This window comes from Ramlibacter sp. GCM10027632, assembly GCF_042675325.1.
Classification (GTDB): Bacteria; Pseudomonadota; Gammaproteobacteria; order Burkholderiales; family Burkholderiaceae_C; genus Ramlibacter.
In genome coordinates this window covers 1-22,576 of record NZ_JBHTGW010000008.1, presented here as the reverse complement: position 1 = coordinate 22,576, position 22,576 = coordinate 1, and the positions used below count along the sequence as shown (strand labels likewise).

Below are 22,576 nucleotides of genomic sequence, written 5' to 3'. Positions count from 1 at the left end.
CCGATGTCCGACGATTTCATCGAGACCATATGGGCCCAGTACGCGATCGAGACCGAGGAGCACATCGAGGGCATCGAGTCGCTGCTGGTCAAGGCCGACGCGCAGGCGCTGAACGCCGAGGAGATCTCCACGCTGTTCCGCGCGTTCCATTCGCTCAAGGGCCTGAGCCGCGTGATGGAGCTGGGCGCCCTGGAAGCGGTGGCCCACCGCGCGGAAGACCTGCTGGGCCTGGTGCGCGAAGGCACCGTGGCCCTGGACAAGCCGGTGGCCGACCTGCTGCTGCGCGCGCTCGACGCGATCAAGGCCCTGCGTGACCTGGCCGTGGCCCAGCGTTCGGACGGCGAGAAGCCGGTGGACCTGGTCAAGGAACTCGAAGCCGCCTACAAGCGCGCCGCCGCTGGCGGTGGCGCCACCGCCGAGGCCGCCGCGCCGCCGCCGCCGCCCCCACCGCCTCCCCCGCCCCCGCCACCGGCTCCGCCCCCCGTGCCCAGCGCCCCGGCACCGGCGCCCGCCGTCACGCCCACCCTGGCCAGCGGCAGCGACGAGGAGCGCCCGGACGACCAGACCATCTTCCTGCGCCAGGTGCGCAACGGCCTGCCCATCCTCGAGCAGCTGGCCAACTCCATCGCCGCCAAGCAGGACCCGGCCAGCATCCTGGCCGTGGCGAACGACATCCGCCGCCCGCTGGGCTGGATGGTGGGCGCCTCCAGCAAGCTGGGCTATGGCGGCATCACCGAGCGCATCAAGACGATCCTGGCCTGCCTGCCCACCGAGCCGAAGCTCTCGCAGGAGCAGGGCGAGCGCGTGGTCGACGCCATCGTCGCCCTCCTGAGCGACCTGCGCACCCTGGGCGAGACCACCGGCAGCGAGCTGGGCGGCGAGTCCCTGACCCAGGTGCTTTCGCGCACCCTGCGCGAGAACCTGGACGGGCTGCTGGGCGTGATCCAGCAGAACCTGGACGCGCTGGAGACCAGCGTCGACATGGCCGACGAGGACGTCGCCGACCTGATCTCGCAGGAGTTCTCCCGCGTGCACGGCTACCTGTCCTCGCTGTACCCGCAGGTGCACTGGGACCTGCCGCTGCTGTTCGTCGACGCCTATGCGCGCGCGGCGCGCCGCGGCCTGTCGATCTTCGGCGACGTGATCGGCATCACCCGGGACGGCGTGGCCTTCATCCGCGGCCTCGCGCAGAACGCGCGCATCGACCGTGACGCCACCGAGGGCCACCAGGCCCAGCTGTCGCGCCGCATGAAGGACTACCTCTGGAAGCACGACAACGCGGGCGACACCCCGGTCGATGCGGTCAAGGCCTTCATCGCCAGCCTCAACATCCCGCCCGAGCTCGCCGAGCTGATGTCCGCGGACAACACCCGCGAGCTGATGGAGCTGATCCAGGATGGCGCCAACGCCTACCTGATCATGGCCCACCTGGAATCTTCGGAGCAGGTGGCCGCGGCCTTCCTGGGCTGGGTCGGCCAGCGCGGCCGCGTCATCACCAACCGCTCGGTCTTCGTCGACGACCAGAGCTGGTACGAGATGCTCTTCATCTCGAAGGCGACCAAGGACCTCATCGAGACCGAGCTGGCGGCCATAGACCCCGACCGCGCCCTGGTGCGGCTGGAGCGCCAGCTGGGCAGCCAGTCCGCCAAGAGCCCGGCCGCGGCGGGCACCGCGCCCGCCGCCGCGGCCCGCCCCGCCGCCGGCAAGCCCGGGGCGCCGGCGGCCACGCCCGGCTCGAGCAACGTGATCCGCGTGCCCGGCGAGATGCTGGACCACTTCATGAACCAGATCGGCGAGATGGTCCTGGTGCGCGGCCAGCTGGCCCACGTCATCGCCGACAGCCGCCTGCGCGAGTCGGCCCAGGCCCTGCGCGCCGAGGTCGAGAGCCTGGGCGGCGACACCGCGGGCGCCGCGGTGGCGCAGCGCCTGCTGGACATCATCGACGAGCAGTCCCGCCGCCTGCAGGAGACCGACACCCTGATCCAGGGCGCCCTGTCGCGCCTGCAGGACAGCGTGATGGGCCTGCGCGTGGTGCCGGTCGAGATGGTCTTCAAGCGCTTCCCGCGCATGGTGCGCGACCTGGCCCAGGCCCAGGGCAAGCAGATCCGCCTGGAGCTGCTGGGCCAGGAGGTCAAGATCGACAAGGCCATGGTCGAGTCACTCGCCGACCCGTTGCTGCACATGGTGCGCAACAGCGCCGACCACGGCGTCGAGCCGCCCGCCGACCGCAAGGCGGCCGGCAAGGCCGAGGAGGCGGTGATCCGCATCCAGGCCGAGCAGCAGGGCAGCCGCATCGTCATCCGCGTGGGCGACGACGGCCGCGGCATCGACCCCGAGCGCGTGCGCCGCAAGGCGGTGGAGCGCGGCCTCATCAAGGAAGACGAGAGCCAGCAACTGAGCAAGGAGGACATCCTCCAGTTCATCTTCCGCGCCGGCTTCAGCACGGCCGAAGTGATCACCGAGACCTCGGGCCGGGGCGTGGGCATGGACGTGGTGCGCACGAACGTGATGCGCCTGGGCGGCAGCATCCAGCTCGAGTCCGAGCCGGGCAAGGGCACGCTGTTCACCCTGCAGATGCCGTTGTCGGCGGCGGTGCAGGAAGTGCTGCTGGTCAACACCGCCAACCAGACGCTGGCCATCCCGGGCCGCTACGTGGCCGAGCTCGTCGAGCTGGGCGACTTCCAGGTGCAGACCGTCAAGGGCCGCACCGCGATCCTGCTGCGGGGCAACTTCCTGCCCATCGTACGGCTGGAGAACCTGCTGGGCTTCCCGCCGGTGGCGGGCGACGAGCACCGCTTCGTCGTCGTGCTGTCGGACGGCCAGCGCACGCTGGGCGTCTCGGTCAGCGAGTTCGTGGGCCGGCAGGAGCTGTTCACCAAGGACATCCATCCGCGCCTGGCCGCCCTGCCCGGCGTGGGCGGCGCCTCCATCCTGGGCGATGGCCGGGTCGTGCTGATCCTCGACGGCGCGGCGATCTACCGCCTCGCCGAGAACTACGGCGAGCGCCAGCCGCCGCAGCTGCCGGCTCGCCGCATCGCGCCGACGGCGGCCGAGCCCGCGGCGGCCTGAGGAGGGCGGCGGCCATGGCGGTCTACCTCCAGGTGCGCGCCGGCCCGGTGGGCCTGCTGCTGGACGCCCTGCGCGTGCACGAGGTCGTCACCCTGCCGGAGGACTTCCGTGACGACCAGGCGTTCGCCGAATGGCGCCGGCGCGTGCTGCACGTGGTGCGGCTGGCCGGCCACCTGCAGCTCGCGCCGGGCCAGGCCCGCCACGGCGTCGTCTACGCGCCGCGCGAGGGGGACGAGCCGGTGATGCTGTGCGTGGACGAGGTCAACCGCCTGCGCCCCCTCGAGGACGGCGCCTGGCACCCCTTGCCCCCCAGCGTGCCGGCGCAGACCGCGGCGCTGTTCGACGCGGTGCATGTGGACACCGCGCAGCACCAGCAGCTGTACCGGCTGAAGTCGGACGTGATGGCCGCGCTGCTGGGCGTGCCTTCCGGGAGCGCGGAAGGCGCCCTGGACGCGGTCTAGGGCCTGTCAGCGAATTCCCCGGGCCCGCCCGGACAGGGAGCGCGGAGCCGGGGAATTCGGCGACAGGCCCGGGCTAGACCGGCACTTGGGCCGAGCGGATGGCGCTGTGCAGGTACATCTGCAGCATCACCGCCTCGATCACCGGACGGGTCAGCGACTTCTGCCCGCGCAGCACCGACTGCAGCTGCGCCGCGCTGAGGGCGGTGCATACCAGGTCCGTGGCCGCCACGGCGGTTTCGGCCGGCTCGCCGCCGAAGACCGCCGACTCGCCGAACACATCGCCCGCCCGCAGCCGGCGCGGCGCGCCGCTGCCGGACACCTCGACCTCGCCGGACTCGACCAGGTACATCGCCGGCGGCGCCCCGCCGGGCCGCGCCAGCACGGCGCCGGCGGGCCAGGACTGCACCGGGAAGGCCGATGCGCCCAGCGCCTTGTCTTCGCGCGGCGAGGCCGGGGGCGTACCGCGGTCCAGGACATGGCGCGCCGTCACCCGGCACAGGGCGCGCAGCCCCGGGTCGGCGCGGTCCACCGCCTGCAGCGCGGCATCGATCGGGATGATCCGGGTCATCAGCAAGGAGGCGGCACGCACGTCCCACAGCGCCGGCGCGCCGGTCAGCCCCTCGGCCAGGCCGATCACCGCGCCCGGGCCGATCAGGAACTCCTCGTCCCCGGTGGATACCAGGGCCTGGCCCTTGAACAGGATGTGCGCGAACTCCGGCTGCTCGCCCCGGCGCATCAGCCGGTCGCCCTTGGTGAACAGCTCGCCGCGCAACTGGTTGGAGGCCCACAGCCGGCAGAACAGGTGCTCCTCGCTGCTCAGGCGGTTACCTTCCAGCGCGTCGGCCTCGGCCACCCCCTTGAGGTGCAGGACGCCGAGCTCCTGGAGCTTCTGGGTGTTGACGCCGAACAGGACGGATTTCATCGGGAGGCAGGCAGGGAAGTGGCAGCCGTCGATGTTACAGGCTTGCAACAAGCCGCCTCCTGAGAGGCGTTTTCCCATCCTTAGGATCTATTACTTTTCGAATATCAACGTGAATACGATGTCCACTTTGACCATTAGTTGATATTCCTCAAGTCGACGCCACTCCAGGAACGCAGACTTCCAGCAGGGCTCACGTGAGCACCTGTCCTTGGCCATTTCCTGATTGGAGTTTCATGCGCCTGCGCATCCGCCTGAGCGAAACCGCCTCGATCGGCACCGCGACCTCGATCCGGCTGCTGAGCCTGTCCCTGCTCGGCGCGCTGGCCGGCGGGTGGGCGGCCAGCGGCTTCTCGCCCTGGGGGCTCGCGCCGCTCGCGGCAGGCGCGGCCCTCGCCGGCGCGGCCCTGCGGGGCCTGCGCGAGGACACGCGGGTGCTGGCGCAGGTCGAGTCGGTGCTCGAGGAGGCCCGCCAGGGCCGGCTCGAGGCGCGCGTGGTCCTGGTGCCGCGCGGCCACCGGCTGGCGCGCGCCACCGACGGCCTCAACGACGTGCTCGACCAGGTGGAGGCCGTGCTGCGCGAGTCGCTCACCGTGGTCTCGCGCATGACCAAGGCCGGCGGCGGCGACTCGGTGCGCGAGCCGCAGACGGCCGGCCTGCGCGGGCTGTTCGCGGTCGGCCTGGGCAGCATCGGCGAGGTGCAGCGGCGCATGGACCGCACCATCTTCACCCTGCGCGACGTGATGAAGGCCATGGCCGGCGGCGAGTTCAAGCGGACCATCGACGCCCAGTCCGAGGCCGGCGAGTTGCGCCTGATCCTGCTCACCGCGCAGCAGGCCATCAGCTCGCTGGACGGCATTCTCGAGGAAGTGGTGACGGTGCTGGCCCGCATGGCGAAGGGCGACCTGACCCCGCGCGTGCTGGCCGAGGGCCAGGGCAGCCTGGCCCGCCTGCGCACCGACATCAACCAGGCCCTGGACAGCCTGGCCGGCTCGATGCAGACCATCGCCCGCAGCGCGCAGCAGGTGGCCAGCGCCTCGGGCGACGCCAGCCATGCGGTCAGCCAGATCGCCGACGGCGCCCAGAGCCAGACCCTGGCGGTCGACCAGGTGGCGGGCGCGGTGCGCCAGGCCGCCAACGCCATCGCCGACATCTCGCGCAACACCGAGGAGGCCAGCCAGGTCTCGCGCCAGTCGGTCCAGGCGGTGCGCCGCAGCATCCAGCGCATGGAGGACATGGTGGAGGTCGTCACCCGCATCGCCGCCAACTCCGAGCAGATCGACAAGATCACCGGGGTGATCGAGAAGATCGCCAACAAGACCAACCTGCTGTCGCTGAACGCCGCGATCGAGGCGGCCCGCGCGGGCGAACACGGCAAGGGCTTCTCGGTGGTGGCCGACGAGGTCGGCAAGCTGGCCCAGAGCAGCGCCGAAAGCTCCAAGGAGATCGCGGCGCTGGTGCACATGGCCGTCTTCGAGACGCAGCAGGCGGTGAAGGCGGTGCTGCAGGTGCGCGAGGAGATGAACCAGATCGACGTGGGCTCCGCCCGCACCGACACCATGCTCCAGCGCATCGCCTCCAGCGTGGAGCAGCAGAGCGCGGCGATCGACGCCATCAACGCCAACCTCGACAGCGTCAACCGCATCGCCCGCAGCAATGCCTCGGCGGCCGAGCAGATCACGGTGACGGTGATCGAGCTGGCGAAGATCGCCGGCTCGACCCGCAACGAGGTCGCCAAGTTCTCCTACTGAGGCGCCGCCGCGCCGGCGCAGCGCGCCCCCGGCGCCCGGCCGGGCCTCAGCGCCCCTGCCAGGCCGGCGGACGTCCGGCCACGAAGGCCCGCACGCCCTCGCGGAAATCCTCGCTGCCATAGGCCTGGCGGACCAGGTCCTCGACGGGCGGCAGGTCCAGGTCCAGCAACCGCCCCAGCGTCTCCTTGCTCACGCGCTGGGTCACCGGGGCGAGCGCGGCCAGGCGCTGGCAGAGACGGTCCGCGGCCGCGTCCAGGCGGTCGGCCGGCACCTGCTCCAGCACGAAGCCGCAGGCCAGCGCCTCGTCGGCGCCCACCAGGTCGGCCAGCAGCAGCAGCCGCTGCACGCGCGGGCGGCCGAACACCGCCACCAGGCGGGCGACGTTGGCGATGGACAGGCAGTTGCCCAGGGTGCGCGCGATCGGTACGCCGAAGCGCGCGTCCGGCGTGGCAATGCGCAGGTCGCAGGCGGCGGCGATGGCCAGCCCGCCGCCCACGCACCAGCCCTGCACCACCGCCACGGTAGGCATGGGCAGCGAGGCCAGCAGGGCGATGCAGGCGTCGATGCGGCGCTCGTAGGCCACGCCATCCTCGCCGCCGCCGAAGGCCTGGAACTGCGCGATGTCGGTGCCGGCCACGAAGGCCTGGCCGCCGGCGCCGCGGAAACAGGCCACGCGCACGGCGGGGTCGGCGCGCAGGCGCTCGCCGACGGCCTGCAGCTGCTCGTACATGGCCCAGGTCATGGCATTGCGCGCCTGCGGCCGGTCGAAGACCACCGTGGCGACGGCGCCCTGCACCTCCAGGCGCACCGCGCCGGCGGCGGGGACCTCGGACGATGTGCCCCCGCCCGGCACGGCGCGTGCCTCGTCGCCCCCCGGGGGGGCGTGTTCCGGCGCCGCGCTCATGCCCCGAACGCCCCGGCCTCGCGCAGGCGCTGCTGGGCCGCGTCGTCGAGCCCCAGCTCGTGCAGCACCTGCTCCGTGTGCTCGCCCAGCAGCGGCGGATGGCGGCGCACCTGCTGCGGCGTGCCCGAGAGCTTCACCGCGAAGCCGATGTTGGGCACGCGGCCCTCGACCGGGTGGTCGATCTCCATGCGCATGCCCCGGGCCTGGCCGTGCTCGCTGCCGAAGGCCTGCGGGTAGCTGAGGATGGGGCCGGCCGGCAGGCCGTGCGCCAGCAGCGTGTCCACCCAGTAGTCCTTCGTCTGCAGGCGGAAGGTCTTCTCCAGCTCCTCCTGCAGCGCCGCGCGGTTCGCCAGGCGCAGCGCGATGGTGGTGAAGCGCGGGTCCTCCAGCAGCTCCTCGCGCCCCATCAGCTTGCACAGCTGGGTCCACAGCTTCTGGTTGTTGGCGCCCATGACGAAGTGGCCGTCGGCGCAGGCCATGGCCTGGTAGGGCGCGGTCATCTTGTTGGACGTGCCCAGGGGCTGCGGCGGCTGGCCGGTGCCCCAGTAGTCGCAGATGTCCCAGACCGAGAAGGCCATGGCGGCGTCGAACAGCGCCGCGTCCACGTACTGGCCCTGCCCGGTGTTCTTCGCGCCGATGTAGGCGGACAGGGTGGCGTAGGTGGCGAACAGCGCGCAGCCGATGTCCGCCACCGGCACGCCGCACTTCACCGGGGGGCTGTCGGGGTAGCCGGTCACGCTCATCACGCCGGACATGGCCTGCGCCATCAGGTCGAAGCCGGGCCGGTCGGCCCAGGGGCCGCTCTGGCCGAAGCCGGAGATGCTGGTGTAGACCAGCCGGGGGTTGACCTCGCGCAGCACCTCGTAGCCCAGCCCCAGGCGGCGCAGCGCGCCGGGGCGGTAGTTCTCCACCAGGATGTCGCACTCCGCCGCGAGCTTGAGCAGCACCTCGCGGCCCGCCGGGGACTTCAGGTCCAGCGTGATGCTGCGCTTGTTGCGGTTCATGTTGATGAAGCCAAGGCTGTCCGCCCCCTTCATCTTGAAACCCATGGCGCCGCGGGTCTGGTCGCCGCTGCCGGGCGGCTCGACCTTGATCACGTCGGCGCCCATGTCCCCCAGCAGCATGCAGGCGTAGGGCCCGGCCATCACCTGCGAGATGTCGAGCACGCGCACGCCCGCCAGGGGCTGCGGGCGCGCGGCGGCAGCAGCAGCGGCAGCCGCCGCCGTCACGCGTCCACCTTGACGTTGGCTTCCTTGATCACGCGGGCCCACTTGGCCAGTTCGACGTTCATGAACTCGGCGAACTTCTCCACCGAGCCGCCGCCGTCCTCCGCGCCCGAAGCCTCCAGCCTGGCCACCACGTCGGGCATCTGCAGGACCCTGTTCACGTCCTCGTTGATGCGCCGGGCCAGGCCGGGCGCCATGCGGCCCGGGCCCACCAGGCCGTACCAGGTGGTGGCCTCGAAGCCGGGGAAGCCCGACTCCGCCATCGTCGGCACGTCGGGGTGGCCGCTGGCGCGCTTCAGGCGCGTCTGCGCGATGGCGATGGCCTTGCCGTTCTTCACGTGCGGCGTGGCCGCGGTCATGGTGTCGAAGCTGTACTGCATCTGCCCGCCGATCAGGTCGGTGAGCATCGGGCCCGAGCCCTTGTAGGGCACGTGGATGGTCTTCACCCCAGCCTGCAGCATGAACATCTCCAGCGCCAGGTGCTGCGCCGAGCCGCTGCCGGCCGAGCCGAAGCTGACCTTGCCGGGGTTGCGCTTGCACAGGTCGACCAGGTCCTTGACGGTCTTGGCCGGCTGCATGGCGCCGCAGATCAGCAGGTTGGGCGTCACGCCCACCAGGGTGATGGGCTGGAAGTCCTTCAGCGGGTCGTAGGCCGTCTTCTGCAGGTTGGGCACGATCGCGTGGCTGTTGATGTGCGCCATGTGCAGCACGGTGCCGTCGTTGGGCTGCTTGGCCACGTAGTCAGCGGCGATGGCGCCGGAGGCCCCGGAACGATTCTCGACGAGGACCTGGGTCTTCCACATCTCGCCCAGCTTCTGGCCGACGACGCGGGCCAGGATGTCCGTGCCGCCCCCCGGCGCGAAGCCGACGATGATGCGGACCGGCCCGGTGGGCAGGGACTGGGCCCGCACCAGGGGGGCTGCCAGGGTCGCGGCGCTGCCGGCGACGAAGGTTCTGCGCTGCATGTGCTGTCTCCTTGCTGGGTCTTTGCTCGGTCTTTGCTGGACTCAAAAACAAAGGGCGCCCGCGGGCGCCCTTCTCGTTTCACGCTGCCTTCTTGGCGGGCAGCTGGGCCGGGTGCCCGGCGAAATACTCCATGGCGGCGGTGACGCCTGAGCCAGCCAGGCGTACGCCCGCCAGCTTCAGCCCCATCTCGCAGCCGGCCAGGGCCGCCATCAGGGTCAGGTCGTTGCAGTCGCCGAGGTGGCCGATGCGGAACATGCGGCCCTTGACCTTGCCCAGGCCGGTGCCCAGCGACATGTCGAACCGCTCGTGGATCAGTCGACGCACCGCGTCGGCGTCCACGCCCTCGGGCATGACCACGCCGGTGAGCACCGGCGACTGGCTGCTCGCCTCCTGGCACTGGATCTCCAGGCCCCAGGCCCGCACCGCGGCGCGCACGCCCTCGCCCCAGCGGCGGTGGCGCGCGAACACGCCCTCCAGGCCGCCATGGGTGGGATCCAGCAGCATGTCGCAGGCCTCGGCCAGGCCGTACAGCAGGTTGGTGCTGGGGGTGTAGGGCCAGTAGCCGGTCTCGTTCATGGGGATGATCTCGTCCCAGGCCCAGAAGGACTTGGGCAGGGTGGCGCGCCGGCTCGCCTCCAGCGCCTTGGGCGAGACGGCGTTGAAGCTGATGCCCGGCGGCAGCATCAGGCCCTTCTGGGAGCCGCTGACGGTGACATCCACGCCCCAGTCGTCATGGCGGTACTCGGCCGAGGCCAGGCCGGAGATGCTGTCCACCATCAGCAGGGCCGGGTGCCTGGCGGCGTCGATCGCGCGGCGCACCGCCAGGATGTCGCTGGTGGCGCCGGTGGAGGTCTCGTTGTGCACCACGCACACCGCCTTGATGGCGTGGCCGGTGTCGGCCCGCAGCCGCTGCTCGATCAGGTCGGCCTGCACGCCGCGGCGCCAGCCCTCCACCCCGGGCAGGCCCAGGAACTCGGTCTTCAGGCCCAGCCGGCCGGCCAGCTTGTTCCACAGGCTGGCGAAGTGGCCGGTCTCGTACATCAGCACGTGGTCGCCCGCGCTCAGCGTGTTGACCAGCGCGGCCTCCCAGGCGCCGGTGCCGGAGGCCGGGTAGATGACCACCGGGTGGCGGGTCTGGAACACCTGCTGGACGCCCTTGAGCACCCGCAGGCCCAGCACGCCGAACTCCGGCCCGCGGTGGTCGATGGTGGGCAGGCTCATCGCCCGCAGGATCCGGTCGGGCACCGGCGAGGGCCCGGGAATCTGCAGGAAATGGCGGCCGGTGGGGTGGAAGTCGAGGGTCAGCATGCGGCAGGGCTCCATAAGTCGGGCAAATTTTGCATACAAAATTCAATCCAGTACATGCCTGAACCACAGGGTTTTCACCCATTACTGGCCGATTTCCGATCCATCCGCATTTTTTGCATACAAAATAGATCCTATCCATGACCGCCGAAGTGATCTCCATTCCGCGCGCCGCCCTGCATGAGCAGGTCGCGCAGCGGCTGCGCCAGATGCTGGTGGAAGGCCGCATCCGCCCGGGCGCCAAGCTCAACGAGCGCGAACTCAGCGAACTGCTGCGGGTCTCCCGCACCCCCCTGCGCGAGGCCTTCAAGATGCTGGCCGCCGAGGGCCTGGTCGAGCTGCAACCCAACCGGGGTGCGATCGCGGTGGCCCTGACCGAGGCCGACGTGCGCCACACCTTCGAGGTGATGGCCGGGCTGGAAGCCCAGTCGGGCGAGCTGGCGGCGCAGCGCATCACCGACGCCGAGCTGGCCGAGATCCGGGCCATGCACTACGAGATGCTGGCTGCCTACACCCGGCGCGACCTCTCGGCCTACTACGCGCTCAACGCCCGCATCCATGCGGCCATCAACGCCGCGGCGAAGAACCCGGTGCTCGCCGCCGTCTACCAGCAGGTCAACGCCCGGCTGCAGGCCCTGCGCTTCCGCTCCAACCAGGACGGCGGCAAGTGGGACCAGGCCGTGAAGGAACACGACACCATGATCGAAGCCCTGGCCGCGCGTGACGCGGCAGCCATGCGCGAGGTGCTCCTGGCGCACCTGGCCCACAAGCGCGATGCGGTGCTGGAGCTGCTGCGCGAGGAAGCCGCCGCGGCGCAGGAGGTGCGCTCATGAACGCGCCGCTGCCGCTGCAGGTCACGCGCGAGGCGGCCGCCGGCGCCTACGACCGGGTCGCCGCCGCCAGCAACGAGGTGGCGGGCCGGCTGGCCCAGCGCCTGGCCGCCGAGACCACCGGCGAGGTGCTGTTCTCCCCGGCCGACCGCGGCCGCTACGCCACCGACGCCTCGATCTACCAGGTGATGCCGGTGGGCGTGTTCGTGCCGCGCACCGCCGAGGACGCCCGGCTCGCGCTGGACATCTGCCGCGACCTCAAGGTGCCGGTGGTGCCGCGCGGCGGCGGCACCAGCCAGTGCGGCCAGACCGTGGGCGCGGGCCTGGTGATCGATTTCTCCAAGCATGTGCGCCAGGTGCTGGAGGTGGATGCCGAGGCCCGCATGGCCACGGTGGAGCCCGGCATCGTGCTGGACCACCTCAACGCCCAGCTCAAGCCGCTGGGCCTGTGGTACCCGGTGGACGTGTCCACCTCGGCCCAGGCCACGCTGGGCGGCATGGCCGGCAACAACTCCTGCGGCAGCCGCAGCATCGCCTACGGCAACATGGTCCACAACGTGCTCGGCGCGCAGGCCTGGACCAGCGACGGCGCGCTGCACCGTTTCGGCCGCTTCGATGAGGCCACCGGCACCGCCCGTGCCCTGGGCGAGGGCGTGCGCGCGCTGGCCCAGGCCCTGGCGCCGGAGATCGAGGCGCACTGGCCCAAGGTGCTGCGCCGGGTGGCCGGCTACAACCTGGACGTCTTCCACAACCAGAACCAGCGCCCCTACACCCGCGACGGCAGCGTCAACCTGGCCCACCTGCTGGTGGGCAGCGAGGGCACCCTGGCCCTCACGCGCAGCCTGACGCTGCAGCTGTCCGCGCTGCCGCGCCACAAGGTGCTGGGGGTGGTGAACTTCCCCTCCTTCCACCAGGCCATGGCCTCGGCCCAGCACATCGTGAAGCTGGGCGAGGGCACGCTGACCGCGGTCGAACTGGTCGACCGCACCATGATCGACCTGTCCCTGCACAACCCCGCCTTTGCGCCCACGGTGCGCCGCGCGCTGATCGGCGAGCCCGAGGCCCTGCTGCTGGTGGAGTTCGCCGGCGCCGACCACGCGGCCCTGGTGCGCCACCTGGCGCAGCTCGAGGAGCTGATGGGCGACCTGGGCCTGCCCCGCTCGGTGGTGCTGATGCCCGAGGAGGGCCCGCAGAAGGCGCTGTGGGAGGTGCGCAAGGCCGGCCTGAACATCATGATGAGCCTGCGCGGCGACGGCAAGCCGGTGAGCTTCATCGAGGACTGCGCCGTGCCGCTGGAGCACCTGGCCGAGTACACCGACGCGCTCACCGAGGTGTTCCGCCGCCATGGCACCAAGGGCACCTGGTATGCCCATGCCTCGGTGGGCACGCTGCACGTGCGGCCCATCCTGGACATGCGCACCGACGGCGCGCCGCGCATGCGCCAGATCGCCGAGGAGGCCGCGGCGCTGGTGCGCAAGTACCGCGGCGCCTACAGCGGCGAGCATGGCGACGGCCTGTGCCGCGGCGAGTGGATCCGCTGGCAATTCGGCCCGAAGATCGACGCCGCCTTCGGCGAGATCAAGCGCCTGTTCGACCCGCTGGGCCTGCTGTGCCCGCAGCGCATCGTCGACCCGCCGCGCATGGACGACACGCGCCTGATGCGCTTCCCGCCCAGCTACCGCGTGATCCCGCTGAAGCCGGCACTGGACTGGAGCGCCTGGGACGTGCGCAACGACCCGGCTACCGAGCAGACCACCGCGCCGGGCACCGGCGGTGACGCCGCCGGCGGCCTGGCCAAGGCGGTGGAGATGTGCAACAACAACGGGCACTGCCGCAAGTTCGATGCGGGCACCATGTGCCCCAGCTACCGCGTGACCCGCGACGAGCAGCACCTCACCCGGGGCCGCGCCAACACCCTGCGCCTGGCCCTGAGCGGCCAGCTCGGCCCCGAGGGCCTGGCCAGCGAGGCGGTGCGCGAGGCCATGGACCTGTGCGTCAGCTGCAAGGGCTGCAAGCGCGACTGCCCCACCGGCGTGGACATGGCCCGCATGAAGATCGAGGCGCGCCATGCCGACCGCCAGCGCCGGGGCGGCACGCTGCGCGACGCCCTCGTCGCCCGCCTGCCCGAGTACGCGCCGCTGGCCAGCCGCTTCGCCGGCCTGCTGAACCTGCGCAACCGGGTGCCGCTGCTGGCGCGCCTGGGCGAGCGCCTGCTGGGCCTGTCGGCGCGGCGCAGCCTGCCGGCCTGGCAGCCGCGCCACTTCTTCAACGACGGCCCGCGCGGCGCCACCCGCGAGCAGGTGCTGGCGGCAGAGCGGCCGGTGGTGCTGTTCGTCGACACCTTCAACGGCTACTTCGAGTCCGGCAACGCGCGCGCGGCCTTCGAGGTGCTGGAAGCCGCGGGCTACACGGTGCACGTGGCCAGCCGCGAAGGCGGCGGCGGCCACCTGTGCTGCGGCCGCACCTACCTGGCCAGCGGCCGGGTGGAGGAGGCCCGGGCCCGGGCCGGCGAGCTGCTGGCGGCGATGCGGCCCTTCGTGGACCGGGGCATCGCCATCGTGGGGCTGGAGCCGTCCTGCCTGTTCACGCTGCGCGACGAGATGACCGCCATGGGCTTCGGCGAGGCCGCGCAGGCCCTGGCGAAGCAGGCGCTGATGTTCGAGGAATTCCTGGCCCGTGAGGCGCAGGCCGGGCGGCTCGGCGAGCTGCAGGCGAAGCTGCGGCCGCTGGGACAGCCGGTGCTGGTGCACGGCCACTGCCACCAGAAGGCCTTCGACGCGGTCTCGCCGCTGATGCGGGTGCTGGCCCTGGTGCCGCAGCTCGAGCCGAAGCTGGTGGAGAGCAGCTGCTGCGGCATGGCCGGCAGCTTCGGCTACGAGGCCGGCCACTACGACGTGTCGATGCGCATGGCCGAACAGTCGCTGCTGCCGGCGGTGCGCCAAGCGCCCGACGCCCTGGTGGTGGCCGACGGCACCAGCTGCCGCCACCAGATCGCCGACGGCGCGCAGCGCGAGGCGATCCACGCCGCGGTGCTGCTGCGGCAGTCGCTGGCGGGATGAGGCGGGGGCGCGGCCCCCGCCGGGCCGGGATCACTGCGCCTTGATGTTCGCCGCCTTCACCACCTGGCCGTAGCGGGCCAGGTCGCGGCGGATCTCCTCGCCGAACTTGTCGGCGGTGCCCGGCATCGCGGTGATGCCCAGGTCGTTCAGGCGGCCGCGCACCGCCGGGTCGGCCAGCACCGCGTTGAGCTCGGCATTCAGCCTGTCGACGATGGCCTTGGGCGTCTTCGCCGGCGCGAGCAGGCCCACCCAGGAGTTGACCTCGAAGTCGGCCACGCCGCCCTCGATGAAGGTGGGCACGTCGGGCATGGAGGAGGCGCGCTGCGCGCTGGACACGGCGATCGCGTGCAGCTTGCCGGCCTTGACGTGCTGCACCGCCCCGGCGATGGCGGTGTAGACCAGGGGGATGCTGCCGCCCATGACGTCCGTCATCGCCTGGCCGCCGCCCTTGTACGGCACATGGACCAGGTTGGCGCCGGTGCGCTGGCGCAGCAGCTCGCCCGCGATGTGCGGGGTGCCGCCGGTGCCGGAGGTGCCGTAGGACAGGCCGCCGGCCTGCGACTTCGACATCGCGATCACCTCGCGCAGCGTCTTGCCGGCAAAGCCGGGATGGGAAACCAGGATCAGGATGGCATCGCCGATCTTGCCCACCGGGGCGAAGTCCTGCACCGTGTTGAACGGCACCTTGTCGAACACGTGGGGGTTGATCACCAGCGTGCCGTCGAACCCGAGCAGCAGGGTGTGGCCGTCGGGCTCGGCGGCGGCCACCATCTGGGTGCCGATGTTGCCGGAGGCGCCGGGCTTGTTGTCCACGATCACGTTCTGCCCGAGGCGGCGCGACAGCGCCTCGGCGACCAGGCGGCCGCTGGTGTCGGTCACGCCCCCGGGGGTGAAGGGCACGACCAGGCGGATCGGCTTGGTCGGGAAGGCCGCGGGCGCCGGGGCCTGGGCCTGCGCCGCCAGCGGGAACAGGCCGGCCGCGCCGGCCAGCGCGGTCAGGGCGAGCGCGGCGCCGGCGAGCCGGCGGCGCGGGAAGGAACGCGAGGGTTGCATGCTTGTCTCCTGGTCTGGGTCTTGTTATTCGGTCTCGGCGTGGCGCTTCTCGAAGTCCCACACCGCCTCGAAGCCCATGAGGCGGGTCAGCGCGCCGAAGTCGTACAGCGGCGTGCGGCCGCCGGCCGACGAGCCCTCGGCCTTGAAGGTGGCATACACCTCGCTCATGGCCTGCACCGAGGCGAGCAGGGCGGTGACCGGGAAGATCGCCAGCTTGTAGCCGATGGACTCCAGCTCGGCGCGCGAGAGCACCGGCGTGCGGCCACGCTCCACCATGTTGGCCACCAGCGGCACGTCGAAGCTGGCGCCGATGCGGCGCATCTCCTCCTCGGACTCGGGCGACTCGACGAACAGGATGTCGGCGCCGGCCTTGGCATAGGCCTCGGCGCGGCGCAGCGCCTCGTCCAGGCCCAGGGAGGTGCGCGCGTCGGTGCGCGCGATGATCAGGAAGTCCTTCGACTGGCGGGCCTCCGCGGCCACGCGGATCTTGCGCACCATGTCCTCCATCGGGATCACGCGCCGGTTCGGCGTGTGGCCGCACTTCTTGGGGAACTCCTGGTCCTCGATCTGGATGGCAGCGGCGCCGGCCTGCTCGTAGCCCTGCACCGTGTGGCGCATGTTCAGCAGGCCGCCGTAGCCGGTGTCGCCGTCGGCGATCAGGGGCGCATGGGCCATGCCGGCCATGGCGCGCACGCGGCCCACCATGTCGGAATAGGTGGCCAGGCCGGCATCGGGCAGGCCCAGGTGCGAGGCCACGGTGCCGTAGCCGGTCATGTACAGGGCGTCGAAGCCGAAGGTGTCGGCCAGGCGCAGGGAGACCATGTCGTAGACGCCGGGGGCGACGACGAGGCCGGGTTGCGCCAGGCGCTGGCGAAGGGCGGAGAGCGGTGCGGTCATGCGGGTGACAACGGGCCGGGCGCCCGCTGCAGAAAATGAGGGTCCCGCAATCTAGCAAGGCGCCCGCTGCGGCGCTGTCACCTACGCATGGACCTCGGACTCCAGGGTAAACACGTTCTCATTACCGGCGGCAGCAAGGGCATCGGCCTGGCCTGCGCCCAGGGCTTCCTCGCCGAGGGCGCCCACGTCAGCCTGGTCTCGCGCAGCGCGGCCAACCTCGAGGCGGCGCGCGCCGCGCTCGCCGCGCAGTGGCCCGCGGCCTCGGTGCGCACCTTCGCCGCCGACCTGCGCGACGCGGCCCAGGCCCTGGCGGTGCTGGACGCGGCCGAGGCGGCCGGCGGGCCGGTGGATGTCCTGGTGAACTCCGCGGGCGCGGCCAAGCGCACCCCGCCGGACGAACTCACCCCGCAGGCCTTCCACGACGCGATGCAGGCCAAGTACTTCACCTACATCCACGTGATGGAGCCGCTGGTCAAGCGCATGGGTGCCCGCGGCGCGGGGGCGATCGTCAACGTGGTGGGCGCGGGCGGCAAGTTCGCCAGCCCGATCCACATGCCCGGCGGCGCGGCGAACGCGGCGCTGATGCTGGTCTCGGCCGGCATGGCCGCGGCCTACGCGCCCAAGGGCGTGCGAGTGAACGTGGTCAACCCGGCCCAGACGCTGACCGAGCGCCTGCGCGAGGGCATGGCGGCGGATGCGCGCATGAACGGCATCACGCCCGAGGAGGCGCTGCAGCGGGCCACCGCCCGCGTCCCCCTGGGCCGCCTGGCGCGGCCGGAGGAAATCGCCGACGTGGTGGTCTTCCTGGCCTCGCCGCGCGCCGGCTACGTGACGGGCGCGGGCCTGGTGCTGGACGGGGCAGCGACGCCCACCGTCACCTGACCCGGGGCCGCCGGATCCGCTCGCGGGGTCCCGGGCGGCCTGGCCATGCGCAGGCCCCGGCGGGGCGTGGCCGGCGCGCGACGCCGGGAGGGCCGCGCGGGAGGGATCGGGCGACTGATCCCGTATCATCTTGTTTCACATCCCGACATCGCCGCCCGTGCCGATCAACGTCTACCTGGCCACCGACTACGCCTTGCTGGCAGGCGCGCTCGAGCAGTGCCTGGGCAGCGAGCCGCGCCGGTTCCGCCTGGCCGGCTGCGCCGACCCGCAGGCGATCTCGGCGGACAAGCTCGCGGCCCTGGAGGTGGACGTCATCGTCCTGGACATGGACTGCCTCGGCCACCGCGCGCTGCCGCTGCTGGCCCGGCTCCGGGACCGCTCCCATGCGAAGGCGCTGTTGATCACCCGCATCGACGACAGTGACCTCCTGGACAAGGCGGTCATGCACGGCGCGCGCGGCATCATCAACCGGCAGGGGACGCTGGCGACGCTGCTCACCGCCATCGAGAAAGTGCATGAGGGCCAGCTCTGGCTGGATCGCACGGCGACGGGGCGCATCTTCGTGGAGTTCCTGCGGCATGCCGGCACCGAGCCGCGCGCCGACGGCGCCACCGGCAAGCTGATGCAGCTGACCGAGCGCGAGCACCAGATCGTGACCTTCATCGCGCACAACGACGGCGACCCGGGCAAGGTCATCGCGGACAAGCTCCATATCAGCGAGAGCACGCTGCGCAACCACCTGACCTCGATCTACGAGAAGCTCGGCGTGGCCAACCGCCCCGGCCTGCTCGCCTACGCGCGCCAGAACGGCCTGGCCGCGCCCTCCACGCGCTAGGGCCTTTCAGCGAATTCCCCGGACCCCGGGGAGGACCTCCCTGGGAGGTTTGTCCCATGCCTGGCGGGACCCGCGCCCGCGAAGTCCCGTTCCCGCCCCCCGCAATTGTCCTGGCCGCTCCTGGACATTGGTCTCATGTGTCACGGCGCCCCGATCGTTACCTTTGGTAACCATGAAGGACCGGCGCACCTCCCCTTCCCGACCGCGACACGCGACACGCGTTGGCGTGGTCCTGCCGGTCCGTCTCGCGGACAGCACCGGGTTCACGCGTGATGCCAGCGACGAGGGTGTCTATTTCGAGATGGATGCCGCGGCCGAGACCGGCAGCGTCATTTCCTTCGATGTGGAGATGCCCACGCCGCTGGGGGCGATGACCCTGAAATGCATTGGCCTGGTGGTCCGCAACGAGCAGCGGGGAGGCCGGTACGGCATCGCGGTGCGGATCCTCGATTCGCACCTGGAAGCCCCCCACCACTGACACAGAGCATCCCCAAGGAGAGTCACGATGGCCCTGCGCACCGTTTTCATCGACAGCAGCCTGTCTTACTACAACGAGATCGCCGCACAGTACGACCCGGCGGCGTTCACCGTGGTGCGGATCGACGACCCGGCGCATGGCTACGCGCAGATCCAGGCGGCGCTCGATGCGGGGGCGACCTCGATCAACGTGGTCTCGGCCTCGTCGAGCGTGCCGGGGCTGTTCACCTCGCGCGTGGTCTTCATCGACCCGGGCGTGGCCGGCTGTGCGCAGTTGGTCGCTGCGGTTCCGGCGGACGCCACGATCGTGCTGCTGGACGCCACGCGCGACGGGCTGCTGCAGATCCGCGACTTCCTGGCGGCCAACACGGGGGTGGTGGGCGCGATCGACATCGTGACCGGCCTTGCCAGCGTGGACCTGGTCTCGCACGGCGCCACCGGCACGGTCATCCTGGGCTCCGCGGTCCTGAGCAACGACACGGTGGCGGGGTATGCCGCGGTGCTGAAGGAGATCGGCAGCCACCTGAGCGACAGCGCGGACATCCTGATCTACGGCTGCGACGTGGCGGCGGGCAGCGACGGCGTCGCGCTGATCGAGGCCCTGGCGACTGCGACGGGCGCGGACGTGGCGGCGTCGACCGACCCGACCGGCGCGGCGTCGCTGGGAGGGGATTGGGTGCTGGAGGCGAGTACGGGGGTGATTGAGGCGCAGGTGATTGGGGACACGGCTTATGCGGGCCTGCTGAACGTGACGGCCGCAACGCTCACCACGACGCTGTCGACGACCGACGCGACGCCCACGATCGGGGGCAACTACACCTCGAACAATGGCGCCGCAAAGCTCTATGTCTGGCTGGACGGGACCAACGTCGCGACGGTTGAATTGTCAGCGTCGCAAACGAACGCCCCCTGGAGCTACACCTTCCCGAACAACCTGGCGACCGGCAACCACACGCTGGTCATCACGGCCAACCCGGGCAACATCGTTCAGGAGGTCCTGGTATCCACCCGCACGTTGACCATCCTGGCCCCTGATGTCCCCGCTCCCACCGGGCTGGACCTGGCCGCGGCGGATGACACGGGCAGCTCCAGCGTCGACAACCTCACGAACAAGACCAGCGGCCTGACCATCACGGGCAATGGCGTGAACGGGAACACCGTCACGCTGTTCGATGACGCGAACAACAACGGCGTTCGCGACAGCAACGAAGGCTCCTTGGGAACGGCCTCGGTTTCGGGCGGCAGCTTCACGGTGGACATTGCACTGGCCGAGGGCGTCCACCACGTCCGCGCCATCCAGGCCGACGGTGCGAACAACCTCAGTTCGCCCTCCGGCAGCCTGAGCATCACGATCGACACCACCGCGCCCGGGGCGCTGCAGTCCCTGGGTGAACTGGACCTCGCGGCGGGCGATGATTCGGGCACATCCAATAGTGACAACAACACAAGCCAAACCAGCGGCCTGACCGTTTCGGGCACCGGGGAGAGCGGCGCCAGCGTCGCCTTGTTTGACGACGCTGACGACGATGGCGTCATTGATGGAGGCGAACTGCTCACAACGACCACCGTTGTCGATGGAAGCTTCAGCGTTGATATTGCCCTGGCCGAGGGACTCCACCACATTCGGGCGAAGCAGACCGACCCCGCTGGCAACCAGAGCGTTGCAACCACGGCACTGAACCTTACTGTGGACACCTCGGCGCCCGCCGCAGGTACCCTGAGCTTCACCGGCCTGACCGACACCGGCAGCGACGATACCGTCGACATCACACAGGACAACGCCTTCAACCTTTCGCTGGCAGGCCAAGAGTCCGCGGCCAACGTGGTCTACCAGGTCTCCTTCAACAACGGCGACTGGGCTTCGACCACCGCCGCCCAGAGCGCCTTGGCCGATGGCAACTACCGCTTCCGCGCCGTCGTCACCGACGCCGCAGGCAACGATGCCACTTCCAATGTGCTCGAAGTCGTCATCGACAACACCGATCCGGCTCCGGGCACCCTGAGCTTTGCTGGTCTGGATGACACCGGCAGCGACGATCCCGTCGACATCACTCAGGACAACAGCTTCAACCTCTCGCTGGCTGGCCAAGAGTCCGCGGCCAACGTGGTCTACCAGGTCTCCTTCAACAACGGCGACTGGGCTTCGACCACCGCCGCCCAGAGCGCCTTGGCCGATGGCAACTACCGCTTCCGCGCCGTCGTCACCGACGCCGCAGGCAACGATGCCACTTCCAATGTGCTCGAAGTCGTCATCGACAACACCGATCCGGCTCCGGGCGTCCTGAGCTTCACCGACCTGACCGACACCGGCAGCGACGATACCGTCGACATCACTCAGGACAACAGCTTCAACCTCTCGCTGGCTGGCCAAGAGTCCGCGGCCAACGTGGTCTACCAGGTCTCCTTCAACAACGGCGACTGGACTTCCACCACCGCCGCCCAGAGCGCCCTGGCCGACGGCAACTACCGCTTCCGCGCCGTCGTCACCGACGCCGCAGGCAACGATGACACTTCCAACGTGCTCGAAGTCGTTATCGACAAGACTGCTCCGGCACCGGGCACTTTGAGTTTCACCGACCTGACCGATACCGGCAGCAACGACCCCATCGACATCACCCAGGACAACGCGTTCAGCCTCGCGCTGGCTGGCCAAGAGTCGACTGCCTCATCTGCGTACCAGGTCTCGTTCAACAACGGCGACTGGACCTCGACCACCGCCGCCCAAAGCGCGCTGGCCGACGGCAACTACCGCTATCGCGCCCTCGTCACCGACGCCGCAGGCAACGCGGCCACCTCCAACGTGCTGGAGGTCGTGATCGACAAGACTGCTCCGGCTCCGGGCGCCCTGAGCTTCACCGGCCTGGATGACACTGGCAGCGACGATCCCGTTGACGTCACTCAGGACAACAGCTTCAACCTTTCGCTGGCAGGCCAAGAGTCCACGGCCAATGTCGTCTACCAGGTCTCCTTCAACAACGGAGACTGGACCTCGACCACCGCCGCCCAAAGCGCCCTGGCCGACGGCAACTACCGCTATCGCGCCGTCGTCACCGACGCCGCAGGCAACGCGGCCACCTCCAACGTGCTGGAGGTCGTGATCGACAAGACTGCTCCGGCTCCGGGCACCCTGAGCTTCACCGGCCTGGATGACACTGGCAGCGACGACCCCATCGACATCACCCAGGACAACGCGTTCAGCCTCGCGCTGGCTGGCCAAGAGTCGACTGCCTCATCTGCGTACCAGGTCTCGTTCAACAACGGCGACTGGACCTCGACCACCGCCGCCCAGAGCGCCCTGGCCGACGGCAATTACCGCTACCGCGCCGTCGTCACCGACGCCGCAGGCAACGATGCCACTTCCAATGTGCTGGAGGTCGTGATCGACAACACCGATCCCGTACCGGGCAATCTGTCGTTCCAGAGCCTGACCGACACCGGCAGCGACGACACCGTCGACATCACCCAGGACAACGCCTTCAACCTCGCGCTGGACGGCCAAGAGTCGACTGCCTCAGTTGCGTACCAGGTCTCCTTCAACAACGGCGACTGGGCTTCGACCGCCGCCGCCCAGAGCGCCCTGGCCGACGGCAACTACCGCTTCCGCGCCGTCGTCACCGACGCCGCAGGCAACGATGCCACTTCCAATGTGCTGGAGGTCGTGATCGACAACACCGATCCCGTACCGGGCAATCTGTCGTTCCAGAGCCTGACCGACACCGGCAGCGACGACACCGTCGACATCACCCAGGACAACGCCTTCAACCTCGCGCTGGACGGCCAAGAGTCGACTGCCTCAGTTGCGTACCAGGTCTCCTTCAACAACGGCGACTGGGCTTCGACCGCCGCCGCCCAGAGCGCCCTGGCCGACGGCAACTACCGCTTCCGCGCCGTCGTCACCGACGCCGCAGGCAACGATGCCACTTCCAATGTGCTGGAGGTCGT

The 22,576-nt window shown here is 70.6% G+C and carries 16 protein-coding genes; 9 read left to right on the top strand and 7 right to left on the bottom strand.

Going from position 1 to position 22,576, the window contains the following annotated elements; translation table 11 throughout:
* Positions 1 to 3 precede the first annotated feature (3 nt).
* Complete coding sequence (locus ACFQZY_RS12910) at positions 4 to 3,069, top strand: chemotaxis protein CheW (protein ID WP_377416364.1); 3,066 nt, start codon at positions 4 to 6, stop codon at positions 3,067 to 3,069.
* A 14-nt stretch (positions 3,070 to 3,083) separates the two neighbouring features.
* Positions 3,084 to 3,530, top strand: a complete 447-nt coding sequence (locus ACFQZY_RS12905; protein ID WP_377416362.1) for a hypothetical protein — start codon at positions 3,084 to 3,086, stop codon at positions 3,528 to 3,530.
* A 73-nt stretch (positions 3,531 to 3,603) separates the two neighbouring features.
* Here the strand turns inward: ACFQZY_RS12905 and ACFQZY_RS12900 are convergent, their stop codons facing one another.
* On the bottom strand, positions 3,604 to 4,452 hold the full coding sequence (locus tag ACFQZY_RS12900; protein WP_377416360.1) for a cyclic nucleotide-binding domain-containing protein: 849 nt from the start codon (positions 4,450 to 4,452) through the stop codon (positions 3,604 to 3,606).
* Positions 4,453 to 4,685: 233 nt separating this feature from the next.
* Between ACFQZY_RS12900 and ACFQZY_RS12895 the strand changes: the two genes are divergently transcribed.
* Complete coding sequence (locus tag ACFQZY_RS12895) at positions 4,686 to 6,200, top strand: methyl-accepting chemotaxis protein (RefSeq protein ID WP_377416358.1); 1,515 nt, start codon at positions 4,686 to 4,688, stop codon at positions 6,198 to 6,200.
* A gap of 46 nt (positions 6,201 to 6,246) precedes the next feature.
* On the opposite strand, the gene ACFQZY_RS12890 is transcribed toward ACFQZY_RS12895, so the two are convergent.
* The 4 genes from ACFQZY_RS12890 to ACFQZY_RS12875 all read right to left on the bottom strand — a co-directional run bounded on the left by ACFQZY_RS12890 (position 6,247) and on the right by ACFQZY_RS12875 (position 10,604).
* Complete coding sequence (locus ACFQZY_RS12890; protein ID WP_377416356.1) at positions 6,247 to 7,104, bottom strand: enoyl-CoA hydratase/isomerase family protein; 858 nt, start codon at positions 7,102 to 7,104, stop codon at positions 6,247 to 6,249.
* A complete protein-coding gene (locus ACFQZY_RS12885; RefSeq protein ID WP_377416354.1) occupies positions 7,101 to 8,333 on the bottom strand; it encodes a CaiB/BaiF CoA transferase family protein in 1,233 nt (410 codons plus the stop codon). The genes ACFQZY_RS12890 and ACFQZY_RS12885 overlap by 4 nt, the downstream gene beginning before the upstream one ends.
* Complete coding sequence (locus ACFQZY_RS12880; RefSeq protein WP_377416352.1) at positions 8,330 to 9,295, bottom strand: Bug family tripartite tricarboxylate transporter substrate binding protein; 966 nt, start codon at positions 9,293 to 9,295, stop codon at positions 8,330 to 8,332. Before ACFQZY_RS12880 ends, ACFQZY_RS12885 begins: the two co-directional genes overlap by 4 nt.
* Before the next feature lie 79 nt (positions 9,296 to 9,374).
* Positions 9,375 to 10,604 (bottom strand): pyridoxal-phosphate-dependent aminotransferase family protein, encoded by a 1,230-nt coding sequence (locus ACFQZY_RS12875; RefSeq protein WP_377416350.1) that lies wholly within the window; start codon positions 10,602 to 10,604, stop codon positions 9,375 to 9,377.
* Between the two features lie 137 nt (positions 10,605 to 10,741).
* On the opposite strand from ACFQZY_RS12875, the gene ACFQZY_RS12870 reads away from it, so the two are divergent.
* Positions 10,742 to 11,434 carry a GntR family transcriptional regulator gene (locus ACFQZY_RS12870; RefSeq protein WP_377416348.1) on the top strand — a complete coding sequence of 231 codons (693 nt, stop codon included), beginning with the start codon at positions 10,742 to 10,744 and terminating at the stop codon, positions 11,432 to 11,434.
* Complete coding sequence (locus tag ACFQZY_RS12865; RefSeq protein WP_377416346.1) at positions 11,431 to 14,490, top strand: FAD-binding and (Fe-S)-binding domain-containing protein; 3,060 nt, start codon at positions 11,431 to 11,433, stop codon at positions 14,488 to 14,490. The genes ACFQZY_RS12870 and ACFQZY_RS12865 overlap by 4 nt, the downstream gene beginning before the upstream one ends.
* A gap of 30 nt (positions 14,491 to 14,520) precedes the next feature.
* Here the strand turns inward: ACFQZY_RS12865 and ACFQZY_RS12860 are convergent, their stop codons facing one another.
* Positions 14,521 to 15,543, bottom strand: coding sequence for a Bug family tripartite tricarboxylate transporter substrate binding protein (locus ACFQZY_RS12860; RefSeq protein ID WP_377416344.1), 1,023 nt, complete (start codon positions 15,541 to 15,543; stop codon positions 14,521 to 14,523).
* A gap of 24 nt (positions 15,544 to 15,567) precedes the next feature.
* Complete coding sequence (locus tag ACFQZY_RS12855) at positions 15,568 to 16,440, bottom strand: oxaloacetate decarboxylase (RefSeq protein WP_377416342.1); 873 nt, start codon at positions 16,438 to 16,440, stop codon at positions 15,568 to 15,570.
* Positions 16,441 to 16,527: 87 nt separating this feature from the next.
* On the opposite strand from ACFQZY_RS12855, the gene ACFQZY_RS12850 reads away from it, so the two are divergent.
* The 4 genes from ACFQZY_RS12850 to ACFQZY_RS12835 all read left to right on the top strand — a co-directional run.
* Positions 16,528 to 17,322, top strand: coding sequence for an SDR family oxidoreductase (locus ACFQZY_RS12850; RefSeq protein ID WP_377416340.1), 795 nt, complete (start codon positions 16,528 to 16,530; stop codon positions 17,320 to 17,322).
* Between the two features lie 157 nt (positions 17,323 to 17,479).
* Positions 17,480 to 18,157 carry a LuxR C-terminal-related transcriptional regulator gene (locus tag ACFQZY_RS12845; protein WP_377416338.1) on the top strand — a complete coding sequence of 226 codons (678 nt, stop codon included), beginning with the start codon at positions 17,480 to 17,482 and terminating at the stop codon, positions 18,155 to 18,157.
* Between the two features lie 172 nt (positions 18,158 to 18,329).
* A complete protein-coding gene (locus ACFQZY_RS12840) occupies positions 18,330 to 18,635 on the top strand; it encodes a hypothetical protein (RefSeq protein ID WP_377416336.1) in 306 nt (101 codons plus the stop codon).
* Positions 18,636 to 18,662: 27 nt separating this feature from the next.
* The coding region (locus tag ACFQZY_RS12835) for an Ig-like domain-containing protein (RefSeq protein ID WP_377416334.1) at positions 18,663 to 22,576 on the top strand (3,914 nt) is incomplete at its 3' end.

What these genes read in the sequence shown, in the direction of transcription:
- ACFQZY_RS12870 (WP_377416348.1), top strand. Translation starts at nt 10,742, where the DNA reads ATGACCGCCGAAGTGATCTCCATTCCGCGCGCCGCCCTGCATGAGCAG.
- ACFQZY_RS12880 (WP_377416352.1), bottom strand. Translation starts at nt 9,295, where the DNA reads ATGCAGCGCAGAACCTTCGTCGCCGGCAGCGCCGCGACCCTGGCAGCC.
- ACFQZY_RS12850 (WP_377416340.1), top strand. Translation starts at nt 16,528, where the DNA reads ATGGACCTCGGACTCCAGGGTAAACACGTTCTCATTACCGGCGGCAGC.
- ACFQZY_RS12905 (WP_377416362.1), top strand. Translation starts at nt 3,084, where the DNA reads ATGGCGGTCTACCTCCAGGTGCGCGCCGGCCCGGTGGGCCTGCTGCTG.
- ACFQZY_RS12910 (WP_377416364.1), top strand. Translation starts at nt 4, where the DNA reads ATGTCCGACGATTTCATCGAGACCATATGGGCCCAGTACGCGATCGAG.
- ACFQZY_RS12855 (WP_377416342.1), bottom strand. Translation starts at nt 16,440, where the DNA reads ATGACCGCACCGCTCTCCGCCCTTCGCCAGCGCCTGGCGCAACCCGGC.
- ACFQZY_RS12890 (WP_377416356.1), bottom strand. Translation starts at nt 7,104, where the DNA reads ATGAGCGCGGCGCCGGAACACGCCCCCCCGGGGGGCGACGAGGCACGC.
- ACFQZY_RS12900 (WP_377416360.1), bottom strand. Translation starts at nt 4,452, where the DNA reads ATGAAATCCGTCCTGTTCGGCGTCAACACCCAGAAGCTCCAGGAGCTC.
- ACFQZY_RS12875 (WP_377416350.1), bottom strand. Translation starts at nt 10,604, where the DNA reads ATGCTGACCCTCGACTTCCACCCCACCGGCCGCCATTTCCTGCAGATT.
- ACFQZY_RS12840 (WP_377416336.1), top strand. Translation starts at nt 18,330, where the DNA reads ATGAAGGACCGGCGCACCTCCCCTTCCCGACCGCGACACGCGACACGC.
- ACFQZY_RS12865 (WP_377416346.1), top strand. Translation starts at nt 11,431, where the DNA reads ATGAACGCGCCGCTGCCGCTGCAGGTCACGCGCGAGGCGGCCGCCGGC.
- ACFQZY_RS12860 (WP_377416344.1), bottom strand. Translation starts at nt 15,543, where the DNA reads ATGCAACCCTCGCGTTCCTTCCCGCGCCGCCGGCTCGCCGGCGCCGCG.
- ACFQZY_RS12895 (WP_377416358.1), top strand. Translation starts at nt 4,686, where the DNA reads ATGCGCCTGCGCATCCGCCTGAGCGAAACCGCCTCGATCGGCACCGCG.